Consider the following 22,409-nt stretch of genomic DNA (forward strand, 5'->3'; position numbering starts at 1 on the left):
TCCCAAACCAAAATCCTGGAACGGCATATCAAGCAGTTTTCATAACTCCAAAAATTTGGATTTGGGAATACTACTATATAAACACCTAGTAACAAATCATTCGCATCAATTTAAAATTTCAGGTTATCGGCGCGGCTCATGGGTCGAGTCGGTTGATTTGCTGGTGGTTGGGCAAAGTTGTTATTTGATAAAATTGCGATCGCTCGAGCATATTGGGGATCGCTCTTAGTTCCAATTAAATTGGGATTAGAAGCCAATTGACGCTCTTGTGCCTCTGTCAAGTCTAGCTTGATATCAGGTGTAATTCCTTTATGGTTAATATCCGTTCCCGCTGGGGTGTAGTAATGAGCAATGGTGACAGCCAAGCCGGAACCATCTGCGAGTTCATGAACTGACTGGACTAAGGCTTTGCCAAAGGTTTGACCCCCCACGACTACCGCCCGTTTATTATCCTTGAGTGCCCCTGTAAGGATTTCACTAGCACTAGCTGAATTGCCATCCACTAAAACTGCCAAAGGACGATTTGTTAGAGCAGTGCGATTGGCTTTAGTTTCTTCGCTGCTGCCTACACGGTCTATTGTCTTGACAATTCCGCCGTTGTCATACCACATCCGAGCAATTTCAATGCTTGCCTGCAACAAACCGCCAGGATTTCCCCGCAAATCCAAGACATAAGAATCAACTTTCTTAGTGTTCAAATCGCGGATGGCTCGTTGCATTTGGTCTGCGGCGTGGGCGCTAAATTCCCGCAAGCGGATATAACCAACACGGCGATTCCCTTCTTGCTTGAGGGTATAGCGTACCGTTGGGACTTCAATACTTGCCCTTGTCAGCTTCAAATCAAAGGCATTTTGGCCTGCGCGTCCCAATCGTAGCTTAATGGGAGTACCCGCTTTGCCACGGATGAGCTTAGAAGCATCATCCACTTTCATTTTGAGAGTGGATTTGCCGTCAATTGCCAAAATTTGATCGCCTGCTTTAATTCCAGCTTTCAGCGCCGGAGAATTTTCTATGGCTTCGACAACGGTGAGCTGCTGAGTTTTTTCGTTCACTTCCATCCGAATGCCGATACCAGAGACTTCCCCAGATGTTTGGCTAGTTAGAGCTTCAAATTGTTGGGGGTCCATGAACCGAGTGTAAGGATCTCCCAATTTTTGTAAAGCTTCGCGGATGGCAGTGTATGCTTCTTCCTTAGAAGAGTAGTCTTTGCTCAACAAGCTTTGCCTGGTTGCTTGCCAATCTTGTTGATTAAATTTGCCATCAACATATTCATGATTTACCAGTTGCCAAACTTGGTCAACTATCACTTTTGGGCTGTCTTGTAGGGCTAGAGCAGCACGGACACCACGAGTCCAAGCGGGACCGAACACGGATATGGTAGCAGTTGTGGCGATCGCTCCACCAATCAAGGCTACTTGGAGCGGTGAGTAACTTTTCGCAGATTGGTTCATGTATACTTAGCTGGAATAATTGTGTTGTTGACAGTTTAGCAATCAGGCTTTCCAGAAATTTTTAAGTTTTTATACCCCAGAATCAACTATGCTCCTTCATCATTTTTATCCTTAAATGATGCCCAAAATGCCACATTAGTTATTAACAATCATTTCTCAGTTTGTTAGTCTACTCCGGAAGGCTATACTGAGCGTGTGACACTTTAATTAGCGTCATTTTTGCATTCTAGAATACTTTTATAAGATAGCACTTTGCTCACTGAATTGCAGTACTGTTATACAGCAATAAAAGCAGTTTTTCTTACTTAAGTCATGAAACGCAAATTTACCAACAAATCATTAATTTCTATTAACAAAAAATCTACTAATCTGTGGCAATTGTTACAAAAACTCAGTGGTGGATTGTATGTTGTCCTGGGTGTTTGGCTGATTTTTACTACTATAACCTTAGTTTTTGCTTCTTCGCAGCCGATAGATGCCTTCTTTGTGCTAGGTGGCAGTATTCGTCGAGAAACTTATGTTGCTCAACTAGCAAAACAATACCCACAAACCCCAATTTTAATTTCTCATGGTTCCCCAGATCCCTGTATAAGGTTAATTTTTGAGGCGGAATTAGCAAAGTTACAAAACGTTTGGTTAGAAAACTGCGCGAATTCTACCTTTGAAAATTTTTATTATGGTATTCCAATTTTGCGCCGTTGGGGAGTGCATAAAGTCATGTTGATTACCTCGCCAAGTCATTTACCCAGAGCTAAATGGATGGCACAGGTTCTTTTTGGCGCTCATGGTATTTGGGTAGAGCCAGAAATTGTTCAGGAGTTGGGTATTCCTGGTAATCGGGAATCTTGGACTAAAACTGGATTAGATATAACACGCAGCTTGTTGTGGGCGATTTTAAGTCAAATTATTCAACCGCAATGCTCAAATGTCACAAAACTTACTGATGTAGATATGCAAGCTTGGGAGCATCGAGGTTTTCATTGCGAACACCAAGGAGGGTTGAAGAGATAACTTACTCGTAATGTGTCCACATACGAATTATCTTGACTACTTGCTCGGATTCGATGATCTCATATACCAACCGATGCTGTATATTTATCCTCCGAGAATAAGCACTTGATAAGTCACCAACCAGCTTTTCATAAGGTGGAGGATTTTGAAGAAGTACTAAAAGGCGCTCGTAAAGGTCAGCATAGTATTCGGATAAATGACCAATATCGAATTTGCTTTATATGGACAGAAGTAGCGATCGCTTTAAAAATTAAGCGGTATATTTGCATAAAATAATCCCAATTGGGCAAAAGTGAAGAAAACTTACTCTCCACCTCCGGGATTGTTGTTCAACATCGCTTCTGCTAATTACATCCAAGGGATAAATCAATGCAAAAGTTCCCAATCTTGCAGCATCAAAATAGCATCTCTATACAAAGACAAATCCGCCTGGTTAACTTCTATTCCCTCTCCGATTCCTTGGAGAAGGGTAATTGTCAATTTTCCTCCCAAATGTTCGCGGAACTCGGTAAGCCCCCTAAACAAACAATGCGGATGGTCTAGCTGATCTAATTGTTCTGTCAGCGCTGATATGTACAAAGTAAAGCCTAATTTTTTGAGTGTAGTTAAAACCCTTTGCCACTCTGATTGCAAAAGTTGCCCTGTTAAATATGAATAGGTTGTATCTAAAGCGATGCCGATCGCTACAGCTTCACCATGACGTAAGCTGTAATTAGTTAAATGCTCTAGTTTATGAGCAGCCCAGTGTCCAAAGTCTAATGGACGCGATGAACCCATTTCAAAGGGATCGCCACTACCTGCAATATGCTCTAAGTGCAACTGAGAACAACGATAGATCAGTCTTTCCATTATGTCCATGTCTCGATTAGCCAATTTATCGGCATTAGTCATAATGAAATCAAAGAAATCTGCATCTTTAATCAGCGCTACTTTTACCGCTTCTGCAATACCCGATCGCCAATCTCGATCGTCGAGGCTAGTAAGAAAATCAAAGTCATTCAAGACAGCATAAGGTGGCATGAATGTACCCAAAAAGTTTTTCTTACCGAAAGCGTTGATTCCGTTCTTTACTCCTACACCCGAATCATTTTGCCCTAATACTGTTGTCGGTACTCGTAGTAGCCGAATTCCTCGGTGAGCTGTTGTTGCTGCGTATCCTGCCATGTCTAGGACAGCTCCACCTCCAATTGCTAAAACGTAGGAGTGACGGCACAATCCAGCTGCATTGATCCGCTGATGAATTTGTTCTATAAACCTAGAATCGTTCTTGACTGCTTCTCCACCGGGAACTACTATCGGTTCACCACTCAGTGTTAATATATCTTCATAACATTGGGCATAGGCTGATAATTTTTTTAATAGCCCATCTTGATATTGTAAAAATCCTCCATCTACCACAGCTAGCACTTGTTTTGGGGTTGTCTCCCCATCTGCGGCGATCGCTTGTGCAAGTAAAGGATTATCTAACTGAAACAGACCTCTAGTGAAGTGAACATCATAATTGAAGGTAACACGGACACATTGGTTAATTGGTTGTAAATTAAGAGCGCTTTTTTGTTGAATAGCCATTTGAATATTATTACTTTCTAAGTACCTGTCAATATATACACTATTGCAATTAAAATTAACAGCAATATAGACAAAGAAAACCCATTATCTAATTCAATTTTGAAATGAATTACTAGGTAAATCTATTTAATAAACTAATCATACTTTTGAAGTGTCTTTACCTAACAGATAAAGTTTAAATTAACATGAATTTACAATTTATATTAATGCTTATGCTTGATATCTGAAGTTAGTAATCGAGATCATTATTACATAAAATTCTAATTTTTTTCCGTAAGATAATTTTATGATTTATCTAATCAAAATGGTATCTTTACAGTATCTTCTTTAAAGTCAGGATATTTTTATAGATTCAGTGAAGTTATAATCCTAGTAGTATATTATCTAACTGCTTCAAACCCAAAAAATCAATTTTAGTGCTATATTTTATACTTGGTTGTCACAAATAAGTTGGACAACTTATCCTGAATTTATCATGAGTAAAGTAAACAAATTACTGCATCACTGGCTGTTAAAGTCTGTTTCAGAGAAAGCTTTTACTTGGTTGGAACAGAAACAAGCACAGATTGCTAGCGGCACTGCTGAGAGAGCGTTTTTTACGGCTTTTAGTGCTGTGCCGCGTTATCTAGGTAAACAGGATTTGCAGCTAACATTCCAGGACTTGGAAGCAGCAGAGGATCTGATTCCCGGCTGGTATCCTGGTAATTGGAGTGTAGATCAAGCGGGTCGCACACTTTTGCTTTTAGCTTTGCCCCACGATGATGCTGAGGTCTATGTGCGATCGCTCGATCGAGTCTTCTCCACTGCCGATATGGGGGAGTTAGTTGCCCTTTATCAAAGTTTGCCGCTATTACCACACCCAGAGCTACATCGCCATCGTACTGCTGAGGGAATTCGCAGCAATATGAGTAATGTATTCCAAGCTATAGCACTACGTAACCCTTATCCAGCAAATTACTTAGATAATGCTGCCTGGAATCAGATGGTGCTAAAGGCTGTGTTCGTTGGCAGTCCGTTGCATCTAATTTGGGGTTTAGATCGGCGTGCTAACCCAGAATTGGCGAGGATGTTGGCAGATTATGCCCATGAACGGTGGGCAGCTAAACGCTCAGTTACGCCAGAACTTTGGCGACCTGTAGGGCGGTTTGCTGATAGCGCCATTATTACAGATTTGGAAAAAGTACTAGCTAATGGGGATATACGCGAGCAAGAAGCAGCAGCGTTAGCTTGTGCTGAGTCTCCTTTACCTCAAGCGCAAGCATTACTTTCTCATTACCCAGATTTACAGTCATCCATTCAACAAGGTAATCTGACTTGGAGCAGTTTTAGCCGCGATGCCTGCGGCAAGCTGCGCTAACGCCTCTTTGTTTACAAATAAAAGGGAGTAGGGAGTGGGGATGAGGGAGAAATCAATTCAAAATTAAAGTACTTCTGCCTCCTGCCTCCTGCCTTCTGCCTCCTCTTTCCCAATGCCCAATTACTAAAACCATGATGTTTATCGATCCTCACATTCACATGTGTTCCCGTACTACTTACGATTACTTAGTAATGCGGGAATATGGAATTGTCGCCGTTATTGAACCAGCCTTTTGGTTAGGACAACCCCGAACTAACGCTGGCTCATTTAAAGACTATTTCAGTAGTCTTGTGGGCTGGGAACGGTTTCGTGCTAGTCAGTTTGGCATCCAACACTACTGCACAATCGGCCTAAATCCGAAAGAAGCTAACAATGAAGCGCTAGCAGCTGAAGTTATGGAACTGCTACCACTTTATGCCTGTAAAGAAGGAGTTGTTGCTATTGGTGAAATTGGCTATGACGATATGACAGAAGCAGAGGATAAGTACTTTTGTCAACAGTTAGAATTAGCCAAAGAACTCGATACGTTGGTACTAATTCATACTCCTCACCGTAATAAAAAGGCGGGTGCTAGTCGGAGTATGGATCGCTGTATTGAATATGGCTTAGATCCTTCACAAGTAGTTATCGATCACAACAACGAAGAAACCGTTGAAGAAGTATTAGGACGGGGCTTTTGGGCGGCTTTCACGATTTACCCACAGACGAAGATGGGTAATGCCCGGATGGTAGAAGTTGTCCGTAAGTATGGATGCGATCGCATTATTGTAGATAGTAGCGCTGATTGGGGTATTAGCGATCCTTTGGCAGTGCCAAAAACGGCTCAGTTGATGTTAGATAGGGGTATTCCTGAAGAACATGTGCGAGCAGTTTGTTATGAAAATGCCCTAGCTGCTTACAGTCAAACTGGGCAGATGAAAGCATCAGACTGGCTCAATCCTCAATCTATCGATCAACGTCAAATGTTCAGTGGTAATTCTGTGTTACGCGGACAAGAACCAGGAATCAAATCAGTTTCAGATTTTGTGTTGATTGAATAGAAAATTGTCAGGGGGGATTGGGCATTGCAAGAGATATTTTCATCTTAATATGCAGTTTATTTTGAAAAATTACTAGGCACGGAGGCAGATAAGTGAATGTTGCAAGCTTAAATTTTCAAAGCTGGCGGGGTTATCTGGAATTAATGCGTCCTGCTAATATTGTTACTGCTTGGGCGGATATTCTTCTAGGTTTTGCTGCTTCCGGTTCTGGAATTATTTTTACCAAATTAATTAATGACGAAGCAAGTTTTGCCATCTTAATTCCATTAACTTGGTTGTTATTAGCTACAACTGGTTTATACGGTGGCGGTATAGTTTTTAACGATGTTTTTGATGCAGAATTAGATGCAAAAGAGCGCCCAAATAGAGCAATTCCCAGTGGTCGGGTATCTCGTCAAAATGCTACTTTATTGGGGAGTATACTGTTTGTAATCGGGATTATAGCTGCTTTTCAAGTATCGTTGTTGAGTGCTGCGATCGCAACATTTATTACTCTTTCATGCCTCCTCTATAACTCATTCGCCAAACATAATCCTTTTTTCGGCCCTTTAAATATGGGTTTGTGTCGTGGCAGTAACTTATTATTAGGTGTAAGTGCTGTACCCGAAATCATCGGAGAACGTTGGTATTTAGCGCTGATTCCTGTTCTTTATATTGCTGCTATCACCGCAATTAGTCAGGGTGAAGTTCACGGAGGTAAGAAGATTACGGGAGTACTGGCGCTACTTCTAATTGCAATAGTTTTGACGGCAGTTTTAGCTTTAGGATTATTAGAAGAGTATAGAGCGATCGCAGCCCTACCATTCGCTATTTTCTTAGCTATCAGAATCTTGCCTAACTTTATCAAAGCAGCGCGCGAACCGATAGCTGAAAATATCAGAAATGCTGTAAAAATAGGTGTTTTATCTCTAATAGTCTTAGATGCAACAGTTGCATCTGGTTTTGCTGGTTTGTATTACGGTTTATTCGTTCTAATCTTGCTACCATTTTCGATGAAGTTAGCAAAAGTATTTGCTGTTACTTAACTTGAATGTCTACACCCAGTATTACCATTAATTGGCTATAGGGGCGCACATCTATGCGCCCCTAATTATGAATATCTAACAAGTATTTTGTAAAATAGTTTAAGTCAAAGAAAACAGATTACACATACAAGGAATAGAGGTAAAAAATGAAAATTACAAACAACAATAATTTACACTTAACTTATTGCAGTAATATTCATCCTGGTGAAAATTGGCTAGAGGTTTTCGCAAATTTAAAGAAGTATATTCCCGAGATCAAATCACGTTTATCGCCTACCGAACCCTTTGGGATTGGCTTGAGGTTAGCAGATGTTGCTGCAAAAGAACTTTTAGAAAGTAATAACTTAGCTCAATTTCAAGCTTGGCTAACTCAACAAGATTTATATATTTTCACCTTAAACGGATTTCCTTATGGCGGATTTCATCGACAAGTAGTAAAAGACCAAGTTTATGCACCAGATTGGTCTACACAAGAACGGGTTAATTATACATTAAACTTGGCACATATTTTAGCTAGTCTATTACCCCAAGGACTTGATGGCGGAATTTCTACACTACCATTATCCTATAAACCTTGGTGGATAAAAGACCAAGCAACTTTTGAGACAGTTCTAAAAAAGAGTTGTTTGAATATAGCATCAGTTGTTGTAGAAATGATTCGCATCCATGAAGAAACAGGCAAGATCCTTCATATTGATTTAGAACCTGAGCCTGATGGTTTAATTGAAAATACTTCAGAAGTAATTGATTTCTATCAAAATTGGTTATTGCCAATAGGTGGTAGTTATTTATCAGACAAGTTAAATATTGAGCAGGATTTAGCAGAAACTAAATTGCTAAAACACGTTCGCATTTGTTATGACACCTGCCATTTTTCAGTTGAATATGAACAGCCAAACTCTGTATTTACGCGTTTGCAATCGGCAGGAATTAAAATTGGGAAAATTCAAATCAGCGCTGCAATTAAAGTAAAAATCCCTGCTGAGGTTGAGAAGCGTAGTTTAATAGTTGAGCGTTTACGTCCTTTTGCAGAATCTACTTATCTTCATCAGGTAATAGAACGTCGTAGCGATGGTACACTCCACCACTATCCTGATTTAATAACTGCATTACCACATTTAGAGCAATCTCTAGCTGAAGAATGGCGTACTCACTTCCATGTACCTATTTTTATTCATGATTATCAAATTTTGCAATCTACCCAAGATGACATTGCTACTGTTTTGCATTTACTTCAGGTAAACAATGCTTGCTCGCATTTAGAAATTGAGACTTACACTTGGGATGTATTGCCGTCAGAAATGAAGATAGATTTGCTGACTTCTATTCAACGTGAGTATGAGTGGGTATTAAAATTAATTCGTAATTTGTAATTCGTAATTCGTAATTACTAAATTAAGATTTTAACTGGGTTTTCTGGTTGAAATCTATAGAGATGCAGTATAGCGCATCTCTAGTTATTTTTTCAAATTTGTATAAGAGAGGATTAAGTTTATGCAAAAAACGGTTGTTCTAAATGTAGTGGGATTAACGCCTAGCTTACTAGGAGAAAATACGCCGTTTTTATCTTCTTGGGCTGCTAAGGGGCAGGTAGTGTCTATCGGAAAAGTGCTACCTGCTGTGACTTGTTCGGTTCAGGCTACTTATTTAACAGGAAAATTGCCTGATGAACATGGAATTGTTGCTAATGGTTGGTATTTTCGCGATGAATGTGAAGTAAAGTTTTGGCGGCAGTCTAATAAACTAGTGCAAGCTCCCAAAGTTTGGGAAATAGCTAAATCAATCGATCCAACTTTCACTTGTGCCAACCTTTTTTGGTGGTACAATATGTATTCTTCAGTAGATTATGCGATTACGCCGCGCCCGATGTATCCCGCAGATGGGAGAAAATTACCTGATATTTATACCCATCCTAGTGATGTGCGATCGCAAATTCAATCTTATTTAGGAAATTTCCCTCTATTCGATTTCTGGGGGCCAAAAACTTCTATTAGTTCTAGTCAGTGGATTGCCAATTCGGCAAAATGGATTGAGGAACGCTACAGCCCGACATTATCACTAGTTTATCTACCACATTTAGATTACTGTCTGCAAAAGTTTGGTAACAATCAAACTCAGATTCAAGCTGATTTGCGAGAAATTGATGCTGTTTGTGGCAATTTAATTGAATATTTTCAAGCACGTAATACTCAGGTAATTATTCTTTCTGAGTATGGCATTACTCCAGTCTCTAAAGCTGTGGATATCAACCGTGTACTACGGGACAACGGTTTAATTGCTGTGCGGGAAGAATTAGGGCGAGAACTGCTCGATTTTGGTGCTAGCATTGCCTTTGCTGTTGCCGATCATCAAATTGCTCATGTATATGTGAACGATCCGGCGTATATCCCGAAAGTGCGATCGCTTTTAGAAACGACTGAAGGCGTAGCGCAGGTATTGGATGAAGAGGGAAAACAAGCCTACCATCTCAATCATCCTAGATCGGGAGAGTTGGTGGCGATCGCTGGGTCTGACGCTTGGTTTACCTATTATTATTGGCTCGATGATGCCAAAGCCCCTGATTTTGCTAGAACTGTAGATATCCACCGCAAACCTGGTTACGATCCTGTAGAACTTTTCCTCGATCCGCAGATTAAATTTCCTCAAGGAAAAATTGCTCTCAAGTTACTTAAGAAACAACTGGGTTTTCGCTATTTAATGGATGTGATCCCTCTGGATGCTTCCCTGGTGCGTGGTTCTCACGGTAATATCACCACTTCTATTGCTGAAGGGCCTCTATTTATCACCCATCAAACTCACCTAGTTAATGAACATCAAATTGAGGCGACGGATGTTTGCTCGTTGATTCTCAAACATTTAAATACCTGAAAGGCAGTATAGAGGCGATATATCGTCTCTACATCTTACCAAAATACAAAAAGATTTATTGTAATTCATAATCATATCGAGTATGTTTTAAATACAAATTCGTTATGACTATGAATTAGATTGTTCTATCAGTAGGTATCTATCTACTGACTAAAATCAGGTAACAATACCCCGATTTTCTTCATCCGTGACCCCCTGAAGTTTCCTGATTTTATCCATACCCAAAAGCGCAATCCCCAAACCAATTGCAAAGACCATAATGCAAGATGGGATTTTTGGTCACTCAGTCCAGAATCGCTTCACCAGGTGACAATCCTCTTTTCAGATCGGGGAATTCCCAAAACCTATCGCCACATGGACGGCTTTGGTAGCCACACCTTTAGTTTAATTAATGCTGATGGCAATCGCGTCTGGTGTAAATTTCACTTTAAGACTCTGCAAGGGCATCAAACCTTGACGGAGGAAGAATCGGCTAAGATTAAGGGCGAAGATCCAGATCATGCGACTCACGATTTGTTTGAAGCGATCGCTCAAGGTGACTATCCCACTACAGCAGAACATCGATATAAGCATTAATAACGAATCAGGCGTGGAAGGATTAGGCGATGCTTACAAGTAGAAGCACTCCAAGTCACCTACCCGGATGCAGAAGTTCAGTTGTGGCGTGAGGATGAACAGACGCTCGTTACGAAAGTTTATGCATATGCACTTTGCCAAGTGAGAGTATCTTAATAATGTAGGAGTTTGCATTCATGATATTCAAAAATTTTTTAGACAAAATCATCCAAAGATATGGATAGTAGGAAATTAAAGCATTTTTGATACACGCAACTATTCACCTAAGTTGAGAGAAAAATTAAATAATTATTCTGTGGATAGGTAAGATATGAATACTAGTAAGCATTCCGATTTAGAAATAGAAATTTTACTTTTGGGTAAATGGCGTTTTAATACTGGTTCGGAAAAAATAACTATTGAATTTAAAGATGATATGACTTATGAACAAACCAGGATTCAAACATTACTTTTATCTAAACCTAAAGAACTTCTAACAGGTAATAAATTTACTGGAGTATGGTACGTTAGTCAAAAAAAGTTGTATTTAAATGTTAAAACTATGCCAAAATCATTTTTTAATTTTAAGGTTCCATTAGTCTTTAAGATTTCTATTGCAGATATGGTAGCTACTTTAGGTTCAGTGTTTGTGGCAGAAATGTATGAGGTTATTAGAATTAATAGCTCTAAATTTCTCATAAAAGATAAAGAGCAATCAATTCTTGGGACAAAAATAAATAATACTAGGAAGTACTAGAAAATCTTGACAAGCGTGAGCAGATTCGATGGCATATTTATTTGATAATACATTGTCATACTCTATGTTTAATTGTAATACTAATTCTTTATGAAGCTGCGCTGAATAAGGCTTCAAGAATATGGAATATATGCTGAGATTTACGAGAGAATCAGAGCTAGGATCGGAAGGTAATTTGTCGCACGTATACTAACTATATGACATCCACATCGCGTGTTGTTCATAGCGACCCTGATATATTGGGGGGAACCCCTGTTTTTGTTAATACTCGTGTGCCGATAAAAACCTTGCTCGATTACCTAGAAGCGGGTGACTCACTGGATGAGTTTTTAGATCGCTTTCCCAGTGTCAGCCGTGAGCAAGCGATCGCTTTATGCAACAACTCTATTCTTTTTGATGATGAAATCTAATTCCTAAAAAGATATCGTAAACAAACTCAAAAAAGTCCTTTTTCTGCAACAATCCTGAAGTTTGATAACATCCTTTTTCATCTAAAAGTGGCTTCATTACATAGTATGCAGGTTGATAATTATACCAAGGAATAGAAGGCCACAAATGATGAATTAAGTGGTAATTCTGTCCCATAATCAAGATATTGAGAATCGGGTTAGGATAGACGCGAGCATTTTTCCAGCGATCGCGCTCCGCAAAAGGACGATGGGGCAAATAGTCAAAAAATAATCCTAGTGCTATGCCGACCACAAAAGCCGGTATAAACCAAAAATTCAGAATGTAACCCAAAAAGTGGTACTGCACTGAGATATAAACAATTACAGCAATAATTAAGCGGCTAATGAACCATTCTAATAGTTCATATTTACGCCACAATCGCCGTTGAAAGAAAAACACCTCGTGGTACAAAAAGCGCACTGCAATCAGCCACAGCGGCCCACCCGTAGAAACATAATGATCTGGGTCGTCTTTGGGATGATTGACATGACCATGATGCTGTAAATGTACCCGCGTAAATACAGGAAAAGCAAAAGCTAGCATCAACGCACTGCAATGTCCTAACATCGCATTTATCACCCGGTTGCGATGGGCAGATTGATGACAAGCGTCATGAATTACGGTTCCAGCACAATGTAATGCGATCGTATTAACGCAAAAGCATAGCCAGTGCGGCCATTCCCAGAGCCAGTAACCAAAGTTGGATAACACCAGCATGGATACAGCAACACAAAACAGCAGCAGCGTCGGATTGAAATCACCAGGAGGCGTTAAAAATTCCTTGGGTGGGATTGTCAGTGGCTTTTGTGCCTCCGATGCGATCATCTCTAACATTGACTCCTTCTTGAGCAGACATTACGAATATACGATAAATATTATTGAATGATAAAGTTTTGCAAATTTTTGTATAGCAAGATTTATCCACAGCTTTGCATATCAGCAGATGAATAACGCTATGATTCCAAACGAAGCCTAGTCTTTACTGATAAGTGGGGTATGACAATCGGCAAGAAGTTGATGGAATAAACTCCTTCGTTGGGAGGATGGATACAAGATTGATGTACTATATCTACTCTATCCCACAGCCTCCACTCTCCCATAAACCCTCATCTAACTGCTTATATCTGATTGATATAGCAGTGACTGAAAAGGAGATGCCACTTAAGTTACGATGACTTCCCAGATAGCTCCCTAACTTCAGCCCTTATGCAATTACGAGATTCTCTGCGCCGGACAAAAATTGTCGCTACTATTGGCCCCGCTACTAGCAGTCCTGAAATGCTCAAGGCGATTATTGAAGCGGGAGCCACGACGCTACGGCTAAACTTCTCTCACGGAACTCATGCCGACCATCAGCGTAGTATTCGCTTAATTCGGCAAACCGCTTTTGAATTAAATCAGCCAGTGGCTATTCTTCAAGACTTGCAGGGCCCAAAAATTCGCTTGGGGAAGTTTGATAACGGCTCTATAGTTTTAGCAAAAGGCGATCGCTTCACCTTGACAAATCGCCCAGTTGTAGGAACGCAAGAAATTAGTTGCGTCACTTACGATTATTTAGCCGAAGAAGTCCCAGTTGGGGCAAAAATTCTCCTCGATGATGGACGAGTAGAAATGCTGGTAGAGGAGATTAATCGGGACAAAGGTGATTTGCATTGTCGCGTCACCGTACCTGGTAAACTTTCTAACAACAAAGGCGTAAACTTTCCCGGCGTTTACCTGTCAATTAAGGCAATGACCGACAAAGATCGAGAGGATCTAATGTTTGGTCTAGATCAGGGTGTCGATTGGGTGGCACTTTCCTTTGTCCGCAATCCCCAGGACATGATCGAAATTAAAGAACTAATTTCGAGTACAGGCAAGCTAGTGCCAGTGGTTGCCAAAATTGAAAAGCACGAAGCCATCGAACAAATGGAAGCGGTTCTGGCTTTGTGTGATGGCGTGATGGTTGCCAGAGGCGACTTAGGGGTGGAATTGCCAGCAGAAGATGTTCCGGTGCTGCAAAAACGGCTAATTGCCACAGCAAATCGCTTGGGGATTCCGATCATCACCGCTACTCAAATGTTAGATAGCATGGTGAGCAATCCCCGTCCCACTCGCGCTGAAGTTTCGGATGTGGCAAACGCGATTTTAGACGGCACAGACGCGGTAATGCTCTCCAATGAAACCGCCGTGGGTAGCTTCCCTGTAGAAGCAGTGGCGACGATGGCACGAATTGCCGAGCGGATGGAGCAAGAACAAGCCCAGCACTTAAACTTACGTTCTTTAAAAGATTCCCGGCGCTCCATTCCCAATGCGATTAGTCAAGCTGTAGGTCAAATTGCCGAACAATTAGGCGCATCTGCAATCATGACCCTAACGCAAACTGGGGCAACAGCTCGCAATGTCTCTAAGTTCCGTCCCCAAACACCGATTTTGGCAGTGACACCCCATGTAAATGTGGCGCGGCAGCTACAGATGGTGTGGGGAGTCAAACCGTTGTTGGTGCTAGGATTACCTTCCACTGGTCAGACATTTCAGGCTGCGATTAACGTGGCTCAGGAACTTCAGTTACTGTCCCAAGGAGATTTAGTAGTGATGACCGCTGGCACACTCCAGGGGATTTCTGGCTCTACAGATTTGATTAAAGTAGAGGTGGTTACGGCAGTACTAGGTCACGGAATTGGACTAGGACAAGGTTCAGTAAGTGGTCGCGCACGAGTGGCAAGTACTGGCATGGATGTGAGTAACTTTAATCCTGGAGATATTTTGGTTGCACCCCGCACTAGTGCCGATTTTGTTGAGGCAATTCGGAAAGCTGCCGGAATTATTACCGAAGATGAAAGTCTCACAAGTCACGCAGCAGTAATTGGCTTGCGTCTCGGTGTACCAGTCATTGTTGGTGTGAAGCAGGCAACGCAGGCGATTCGGGATGGAGCGATTATAACGCTGGATCTGCAACGGGGTTTGATTTACTCCGGGGCGGTGAGAACGGCTTAGGAGTAGGGCAGGGGGGCAGGGAAAGCAGGGGGCAGGGAGCAGGGAGCAGGGAGCAGGGGAGCAGGGGGGCAAGGGGAGAAGAATTAATAACCAATGCCCCATGCCCCATACCCAATGCCCCATGCCTAATGCCCCTTAATTAAACAGTTGCGATCGCAGTCCCAAGCCATCCAGCAAAGTTTTGTTGCTGGGTGGAGTTAGGACGATCAACAGGTTTTACCTGATATCGAGTGGGATGTGGTGACACCAGGGTGATGAAATAGGTACGTAGTTCGTCTTGGTGGAAAACTGCCATTTCGATTTCATCGTTTGGTTGATAATCTTTAAGGCGATCGCTTAAGCCACCCGCAGTTAACTTAATTCCATCAATTGCTAACAACTCATCACCTGCATCGATTCCCCCTACTTGTGCAGGTGAACCAGTCTCCACAAACTTAACGATCTCCCGCCCATTCTCTGTATTTATTCTCACGCCCAAGTAAGGTTCTTCCTGCCGATCGGCTACCAACTGCAAGCCAAAGGGTTCTAAATACTGATTGAAAGGCAAATCATCAGTACTATCAATGTAGCGTTTAAAGAAATCAGTCAAATCAATTCCAGCAACAGATTCGATAACTTCCTGCAACTGTTCTGGGGTATAGCCGATTTCATCTTGCCCAAATTGCTGCCACATTTTCAGCATCACGTCATCAAGGGAGCGCTGATTGTTGTGAGTAGAGCGAATCAGCAAATCCAGCAACAACGATACCATTTCTCCTTTTAAATAGTAGGAAATTTGGGAATTACCGCTATTGGCATCCGGGCGATAAAGTTTTATCCAGGCATCAAAACTCGACTCAGAAACGGGTTGTACTTTCCGCCCCGGTGTAGTTTCATATCTGGTAATTTCCTTACCCAAGTTATTCAAATACGACTGAACATCATAAATTCCCGCCCGCAAAGGAATTAACAAGTCATAGTAACTAGTAGTGCCCTCACAAAACCATAATGATGGTGTGTAATTTTCTTGGTCGTAATCAAAAACCTCTAATGCTTTTGGGCGAATTCGCTTGACATTCCACAAGTGAAAAAATTCGTGTGCAACTAATTGCAGAAAGCGATCGTATTTTTCCTGAGCGCGAAACCCAAAACGCTGGTAAATTAAGGAGCAAGAATCTTTATGCTCCAAACCGCCAAAAGCTTGGCTAAATAAATGTAGCAGAAACACATATCGTTGATATGGCAAACCGCCGAACATCTGCGCTTCCACCTGAATAATTTTTTGGATATCAGCAATCATCTGCTGGGCTTGGAAATTTCCCTGTCCCCAGATTGCCAATTCATGAGGTTTTCCTAATACCTCAAATTTATACAATTGGTGGCTACCAATCTCAAAGGGAGTATCGACCAGAGTATCAAAATCGCCAGCTAAGAAAGTATTCGTTTCTTCAGCAACGGGTGGTAAGGCAGTAGTTACCTGCCATTCCGGCTGTGGTGGTACGATGGTGACACGAATAGGTTGCTTATCCCAGCCAGGTATTCTAAAAAATAGTGCCGCACCGTTAAAATAACCGTGGGTGCTATCTAAGTGATTGGTTCGTACCGATAGCTCATTCGCAAAAATGCGGTAACGTACAGTTAATTCTGAAACATTTATTTTGTCTATCTGCCAATGATTTTTACCGATTTTCCGCCAAGGTAAAGGCTTACCCTCTGCAAAAGCCTGAAAATCCTGTAAATTCTTGGCGTATTCTCGGATTAGATAGGAACCTGGTGTCCAAACGGGCAGTTTTAAATCAAGAATCGGTGAGGAATAATTTACAAGGCGTAAAGTCACTTCAAACAGATGGGTTTCTGGTTGGGACATTGTCACCAGGTAATGAATCGTTGACCCAGTTTCCTCAACGTAGGTATTGCGACGAGTTGCTATTGCTTCAGTCATCTTATTTTATTTGCTAGGTAATTGTTAATAAGCTACGCCCCACTGCGATCGCGGAGCATCTTATAAAAAAGACAGTAATTCGTAGTTAAGACCCTACAGATAAATCCGCTTGCTCTCAAATAAAGATTACACTTTATTTATTTTCCATAAACAAAGTCATAGTACAACAGTACTACATGTATTTGAGTATTTCAGCGATGTTTAGTAGCTGTGATGTTTACGAAGGGCTACGCCAACGCACCAAAAAATAGGACTAGTAAGCCCAAGTCAAAAGTAAGCTGGATGGCGCAGATTCTCCGATTGGAAAACCCATTTTGAAAATATAGTTTTCAGGTACAACGTGTAGATGCTCAAATATAATACCCGTAGTGTAGATGCTCAAATATAGTACCTGTAATATAGATACTTAAACGTAGTATCTGTAGTGTAGATGCTTAAATATAGTACCCGTAGAGTAGATGCTTAAATATAGTACCCGTATCCTTGACTTCTCAACAGAAGTCAAAGTTCCATATATTCAACATTTATCGAAAATTAAAATCCATGACTGAAAACGAAAAGGATACACAGCAACTAAATTTATTTATGGGGATCATTAATTTTAAATTTTGAATTTTGAATTTTGAATTCGGAGCGAAGCAGGTGACACCTTCCGATCTAAAAGCATATTTAGACAACCTTATCCGTAAAAACTTGCAAATTAGTACGATGATTTGGGGGCCTCCTGGCATTGGCAAATCCAGCATCGTCGGACAGATAGCTCAAGAGATTGGTCTAAATTTGTGAACTACTTACACCTCTAATAAGCAAGTCAACCGACAAGATGCTTCGGTTGACTTACTGAATACCAAAATTTGTATCGTTGAATAAATAAAACAATTACACCTTGCCAGCCAAGTTCATCAACTGTTTGAAGTTCACAAGATAAGTAATGTTGTTGGCGCTATCAATCTTTATCCACCCTTTTTCATGCAGTTTTTCCATGATTTTGGTGGTTTCTTCAACGCCGATTTCTGTCACCTCTGCTAAATCTTTAAAGGGAACGTTAAAAATTTCTCTTCCTAAGTCTGATTCCTGACCATAGCTTTCACCCAAAGTCACCAGAGTATGGGCGAGTTTAACTGCTGGTGGTGAAGACCGCATTTGTAGACGTAGGTTAATTTGTCGCAATCGCCGCACCATCAGTTGCAACATCCGGTGATGTAACTGCGGGTCTTTAAACAATATTTGAATAAACCGCTCTCTGGAGATACTAAGCAATTTCACGGGTGAAAGGGCAATGACATCAGTTGAGCGTGGAGATTCATCCAAAATTGCCATTTCTCCAAAAAAATCGCCACGCCCAAAAATTGCCAAAGCTACTGAATCTTCCCCGACGGTACGCCGGACTTTGACCCAACCAGAAACCACCAAGTAAACGGCGTTACCCCAGGCATCTTCCATCACAACGGCTCGCCCAGATGGATATTCATGTTCAATTGCAACGTTGAGTAGCCATTCCAAAGTCTGTGGATTGGCTGTACTCATTAAGGGAAAAAGTTCACTAAAAACCTCAGTTAGCATGAAATATTTGCAACAATAGGATTTAAGAGGGGAAACTAACTTTGCTACTATTTAAGTTTGTTTAAACCGTAATCTTACTTAGAATACGATCGCAAAATTTGTATTTATTTAGAGATGAATCTCTAAGCTTTATCTGTCTGAGATTCCATTACAACATAACAATTATGTATGCTAACGAAATCAGCGTTTTCACCTACTGATTGATGATTTACTCTTTGTTGGTAGATTGCTATCTAGTGCCAGTATTTTGATCTGTTGGTCTAAATTTTTCACTAATTGATTCAGGGTAACTAAAGCCTCTAATTGCTGAGAATCAAGGCTAGGATTCAGTAAAAGTTGTTCTTGTAGTTCATGTAACTTAATGCTGAGTTGCTGAGAAATTCCTAAAGCATCGCGGCCTATACGCGTCAATTGTTGTTGTTGATAGAATTTTAATGCTGCTCCCCGCAATACTTGGAGTGTTGCTTCTTCGCCGTAGATTCCCGGCATGACTCGCAAGCGTAATAATAAGCGATTTTTTTGATATACGTATTCCTTTTCTACCTGTTTTGGTTCTGTAAGCGTGGTTACAGGCAGGGAAGCAAACCGCTTTAATTCATTCAATACTCCTTGAAAAACTGAGAGTGGCAGTTTGTCTAATACAGACTGTAAAACTCCATTGTCACTCCACAGTATTCTGCCTTCGTAAGCTTGTCTTTCTAAGTACAGCCGACCAATTCCCCCAGCAAAAATTCGCCCTAGTAATTCTTCTAATAATTTTTTTGGTGGCAGTGTTGTTAGCAACTCAATCGGATTCAGTAGTTCGGAAGCTTGTGTGGGAAAAATAGGTAAATTGTTTGATGATGTGGGTTCAGAATCCTCTCCCGACTGAGTTTTGGAAATAGGGGTGAAGAATGTCGTAGTTTGAGATGATTGGTCTACCTCTGGGATAGGAGGCAAGTCTACCCGTTGTCCAGAATTTTGATGCTTTTGTGTCTGAAACACCGTCAATACTGGTTGTTGATTTGATTCTGAGTCGGCATCTAGGGAAGGACTAGGTATGTCAGTAATCGTAGCTGGGCTATTTGTTGGGGGAAAGTCCACTGTTGGCTGATGCAGTTGTTGGGCATCTAGCTGGGATATATTCTTGTGGTTGAGGTAGGCTGATAGTATTCTGCGGTGAGCATCGGCTGCGATCGCCTCAATCACCATTGTGCAATTGATAGAAGACAAAATGCGACCAACGTAATCTAGGGCTTCGCTCTCTTCTGGATAAACCATACCTAGCAAGAGGCTTTTGTCTTCTAATCTCAAGGGTAAAATCTGGTGGTAGAGGCAAGCTTCAAAGGACAAAAGATGATCGATTAGGTGGAACATTTGTTCGCGATCGCTTTCTTGCTCCCACCTAGTTTGAGCGGCAGTTAGCATTTGCTGTGCATTTGCTACGTTATCATTTAGTTCGCCCTTTGAAGACAACATAGATTTGATTCGTTGGTGTTTACTTATATTTTGCCTCTAATTCAATAGGTAGTTAATAAAGATACTTTGTTAACTTGTTAAAATTCCAATTATATATACTTAAGTAAATGTAAGTAAAGTATGAATTTTAGATTATGAACTAGTGATAATACTGAAGATTGGGCATTGAGTATGGGGATTGAATCTTCAATTTTGAATTTTGAATTTTGAATTTTGAATTGATTTCTCCCCTGTTTCCCTGCTTCCCACTCCCCACTTCCCTATGCTCCATTTTCCACTACAGGCTACTCTTGGGTTCTTAAAGCTTGGGCTGCAAGATAGACTTTCGTCCATTCACCCAGCACTTGATGGGTTTTGAGTTTTAACTGTTCGGCTATGGCTTCTATTGAATTACCTGCTCTGCGCAAATCTAAGATTTGTCGCCCTAGAGGGGTCAATTTTTCATCAAGTTGCTGCCATTGGTTTTGGGTTAATCCCAAGTTATGTTCTTGCAAGGAAATTGAGAGCCAGTTGTCTACGAGTTCTGGATTGCCTTTGAGGGCAAAAACACGTACAGCATGGTAACTAATTTTTTCTCGCAGACGGTAGACTTCTTTCGTCGGCTTATTCAGTTTTTTGGCAATCTCTTCCTGGGACTTACCTTGCAGATACAGCCGTAGCCATTCTACTGCTTCTTTGCCAAGATTTTCTTGTAAATAATTTTCAAATTCTTTTTGTACTGACTGGCGCAGCCCTTGTTGTTCTTCTAGTTGTTGTGCTTCAATATATTCTGCGATCGCCTGACTATCGACTAAGTTAACTCGATTGTCACTGTCGTCTGTGAGAACTTCTTCTGAGACTAGTCGAACCAAATCACGTCCTGGCACTTGGGTTAAACCACCGCGCTGAGTGCGACGCAAATAATTCACAAATCGATAAGCTAATAGGGGTTGATTGCGTACCGGTCGCAGACAATATTCTTCTAAACTGGCAAATAGCAGAGCATCTCCCAATCGTCTATCGGTTGTATATTTGGCAATATCAGCCATTTGCTGTTGCATCTGGCTGTCGTTTTGGAGTAACTCTTGGAGTACTTCTTGTAACACATCCATTACACTACGCTGGCGATCGCGGCTGAGGGAAACCCAAGTCTGAATTTTATTGCGTAATGTTACTAAACTCCCCAATCGGGTTATCAAGTTGCGATAAGCACGTTCTCGTCCCAACCCCAAGTAGCGTTGACGTAAAATCCTCCAGCGATATTCCATCGCTTGCTTGGCGATATCTAGTTCTTTAGGATTATACAGATCGAACCGTTTTGAGTCAGATCCCAACAGCCAGAGAATAATGCTATGCCTTGCGGCTTCATTTTGGTTTGGACATTCCACAGCCAAGCGCTTTTGCCAATCTAGAGCCAGTTTTTTCACATCTATTGTCATAATGAGATTGCATTCCTCGAAACTCAATTTTGAAGTTTGCATTACAACCCCCATTCGTCCCACCTAATTGTTTAACTGGCAGCTGCCCCAGATTTCATGAGTTTCATGAAAATAGCTCAGTGATTCTACTTTTATTACGTCTGGATTCACTAAAATTATGCAGAAATTTCTACATTGATGTTTTACTTTTACTTTAAAAAGTCCAAACCTAGTATGTATCAAGCATTTGGGGCATTCTGCCAATTTAATAAATTTTTTGTAAAGTTATGTTTTTTTAGTTGAGAACAGAAATCTGCTTAAAGTGTGGAGGATACACCTTTCACAAAATGGATCGGATAAATCTGACATTTTGTAACAGATCCGAGGAACGAATCTAATTTAACTCAAAGTTGGACGTTATTTCACTAGTATAAGTTTCAACTCTGTACAAACCCTTGCGTCGTATAGCAATCCTATTTGATTCCTGATTACTCGTAAAGATCGGGGACTGGGGACTGGGAAGATAGGAATAAAGGTGTACTGAGTTTTTTCAGAAATCAAATATGAGTCCTATATAACATTTAGTTTCATCTCAATATACTTAGTGTTCATGAGATTTTGCCCTGGAAGATTCTCTAATTCTCCTGAAGAAATTGGCTAAATTCCCTGCTTTTGAAAGAGGATCGGGCTTTCACTGAATTGTATTAAGTTATATTTTGTGATATTTGTTGATATAATTAAGTGTATATACGGTAATCTTTGTTTTAAAATATGTTTGGTGAGTCGTTGTATAAAATAATATTAAGGATTGATAGGCAAATTTATCTTTTTTAAACTAGCTTCAGTCACAACTACACCTTTCATATTGGTAATACCATTTCTGTATGAAGCTGCGCTAAATTATTCACAAGGGTGTATTTGGTAAAAGTGTAATGGGTCTCAAATTGCAAGTTGAGATTAAACAGAGCCGAGAAGAATTGGAAAAAGCTGTTAAATATGCCGCAGAAGGTA

General features: G+C 40.8%; 18 protein-coding genes and 1 pseudogene. 11 read left to right on the forward strand and 8 right to left on the reverse strand.

Annotated elements, in window-relative coordinates; all coding sequences use genetic code 11:
• Positions 1-110 precede the first annotated feature (110 nt).
• The gene (ctpB, locus tag RMY32_RS29985; protein WP_322712133.1) at positions 111-1,451 is read right to left on the reverse strand and encodes a carboxyl-terminal processing protease CtpB; all 1,341 of its coding nucleotides are present in this window, start codon (positions 1,449-1,451) and stop codon (positions 111-113) included.
• A 312-nt stretch (positions 1,452-1,763) separates the two neighbouring features.
• Here ctpB and RMY32_RS29990 point away from each other — a divergent pair, with 312 nt between their 5' ends.
• Entirely contained in the window at positions 1,764-2,462 is a 699-nt protein-coding gene (locus RMY32_RS29990; RefSeq protein WP_322712134.1) for a YdcF family protein, read from the forward strand.
• A gap of 1 nt (position 2,463) precedes the next feature.
• On the opposite strand, the gene RMY32_RS29995 is transcribed toward RMY32_RS29990, so the two are convergent.
• Positions 2,464-2,667: a Txe/YoeB family addiction module toxin gene (locus RMY32_RS29995; RefSeq protein WP_409884330.1), complete on the reverse strand. Its 204-nt coding sequence runs from the start codon at positions 2,665-2,667 to the stop codon at positions 2,464-2,466.
• A gap of 161 nt (positions 2,668-2,828) precedes the next feature.
• A complete protein-coding gene (locus tag RMY32_RS30000; RefSeq protein ID WP_322712136.1) occupies positions 2,829-4,031 on the reverse strand; it encodes a 3-dehydroquinate synthase in 1,203 nt (400 codons plus the stop codon).
• A gap of 475 nt (positions 4,032-4,506) precedes the next feature.
• Here RMY32_RS30000 and RMY32_RS30005 point away from each other — a divergent pair, with 475 nt between their 5' ends.
• The 8 genes and pseudogenes from RMY32_RS30005 to RMY32_RS30040 all read left to right on the forward strand — a co-directional run bounded on the left by RMY32_RS30005 (position 4,507) and on the right by RMY32_RS30040 (position 12,043).
• Entirely contained in the window at positions 4,507-5,388 is an 882-nt protein-coding gene (locus RMY32_RS30005) for an EboA family metabolite traffic protein (RefSeq protein WP_322712137.1), read from the forward strand.
• A 131-nt stretch (positions 5,389-5,519) separates the two neighbouring features.
• The gene (locus RMY32_RS30010) at positions 5,520-6,428 is read left to right on the forward strand and encodes a TatD family hydrolase (protein ID WP_322712138.1); all 909 of its coding nucleotides are present in this window, start codon (positions 5,520-5,522) and stop codon (positions 6,426-6,428) included.
• 92 nt (positions 6,429-6,520) lie between these two features.
• Entirely contained in the window at positions 6,521-7,453 is a 933-nt protein-coding gene (eboC, locus tag RMY32_RS30015) for a UbiA-like protein EboC (RefSeq protein ID WP_322712139.1), read from the forward strand.
• A 146-nt stretch (positions 7,454-7,599) separates the two neighbouring features.
• The gene (eboE, locus tag RMY32_RS30020) at positions 7,600-8,826 is read left to right on the forward strand and encodes a metabolite traffic protein EboE (RefSeq protein ID WP_322712140.1); all 1,227 of its coding nucleotides are present in this window, start codon (positions 7,600-7,602) and stop codon (positions 8,824-8,826) included.
• Between the two features lie 121 nt (positions 8,827-8,947).
• Positions 8,948-10,321 (forward strand): alkaline phosphatase family protein, encoded by a 1,374-nt coding sequence (locus tag RMY32_RS30025; RefSeq protein WP_322712141.1) that lies wholly within the window; start codon positions 8,948-8,950, stop codon positions 10,319-10,321.
• 156 nt (positions 10,322-10,477) lie between these two features.
• Positions 10,478-10,867 (forward strand): annotated as a pseudogene (locus RMY32_RS30030) (catalase); the annotation flags it as partial.
• Positions 10,868-11,207: 340 nt separating this feature from the next.
• A complete protein-coding gene (locus tag RMY32_RS30035; protein ID WP_322671532.1) occupies positions 11,208-11,633 on the forward strand; it encodes a hypothetical protein in 426 nt (141 codons plus the stop codon).
• A 197-nt stretch (positions 11,634-11,830) separates the two neighbouring features.
• Positions 11,831-12,043: a DUF433 domain-containing protein gene (locus RMY32_RS30040; RefSeq protein WP_322712142.1), complete on the forward strand. Its 213-nt coding sequence runs from the start codon at positions 11,831-11,833 to the stop codon at positions 12,041-12,043.
• Here the strand turns inward: RMY32_RS30040 and crtR are convergent.
• Entirely contained in the window at positions 12,018-12,908 is an 891-nt protein-coding gene (gene crtR, locus RMY32_RS30045; RefSeq protein WP_322712150.1) for a beta-carotene hydroxylase, read from the reverse strand. The two genes, RMY32_RS30040 and crtR, sit on opposite strands and share 26 nt — an antisense overlap.
• Before the next feature lie 381 nt (positions 12,909-13,289).
• On the opposite strand from crtR, the gene pyk reads away from it, so the two are divergent.
• The gene (gene pyk / locus RMY32_RS30050) at positions 13,290-15,059 is read left to right on the forward strand and encodes a pyruvate kinase (protein WP_322712143.1); all 1,770 of its coding nucleotides are present in this window, start codon (positions 13,290-13,292) and stop codon (positions 15,057-15,059) included.
• Between the two features lie 139 nt (positions 15,060-15,198).
• Here the strand turns inward: pyk and RMY32_RS30055 are convergent, their stop codons facing one another.
• Positions 15,199-16,980 (reverse strand): M61 family metallopeptidase, encoded by a 1,782-nt coding sequence (locus tag RMY32_RS30055; RefSeq protein WP_322712144.1) that lies wholly within the window; start codon positions 16,978-16,980, stop codon positions 15,199-15,201.
• Positions 16,981-17,622: 642 nt separating this feature from the next.
• Here RMY32_RS30055 and RMY32_RS30060 point away from each other — a divergent pair.
• Positions 17,623-17,766 (forward strand): AAA family ATPase, encoded by a 144-nt coding sequence (locus tag RMY32_RS30060; protein WP_322712145.1) that lies wholly within the window; start codon positions 17,623-17,625, stop codon positions 17,764-17,766.
• 93 nt (positions 17,767-17,859) lie between these two features.
• Here RMY32_RS30060 and RMY32_RS30065 read toward each other — a convergent pair whose 3' ends face one another.
• The 3 genes from RMY32_RS30065 to RMY32_RS30075 form a co-directional block, all read right to left on the reverse strand.
• On the reverse strand, positions 17,860-18,543 hold the full coding sequence (locus RMY32_RS30065; RefSeq protein WP_322712146.1) for a Crp/Fnr family transcriptional regulator: 684 nt from the start codon (positions 18,541-18,543) through the stop codon (positions 17,860-17,862).
• 189 nt (positions 18,544-18,732) lie between these two features.
• A complete protein-coding gene (locus RMY32_RS30070; protein WP_322712147.1) occupies positions 18,733-20,001 on the reverse strand; it encodes a pilus assembly protein PilB in 1,269 nt (422 codons plus the stop codon).
• A 284-nt stretch (positions 20,002-20,285) separates the two neighbouring features.
• The gene (locus tag RMY32_RS30075) at positions 20,286-21,473 is read right to left on the reverse strand and encodes a HetZ-related protein 2 (protein WP_322712148.1); all 1,188 of its coding nucleotides are present in this window, start codon (positions 21,471-21,473) and stop codon (positions 20,286-20,288) included.
• Positions 21,474-22,409: the final 936 nt, after the last annotated feature.

It is taken from the genome of Nostoc sp. ChiSLP03a, from assembly GCF_034531215.2.
Classification (GTDB): Bacteria; Cyanobacteriota; Cyanobacteriia; order Cyanobacteriales; family Nostocaceae; genus Nostoc.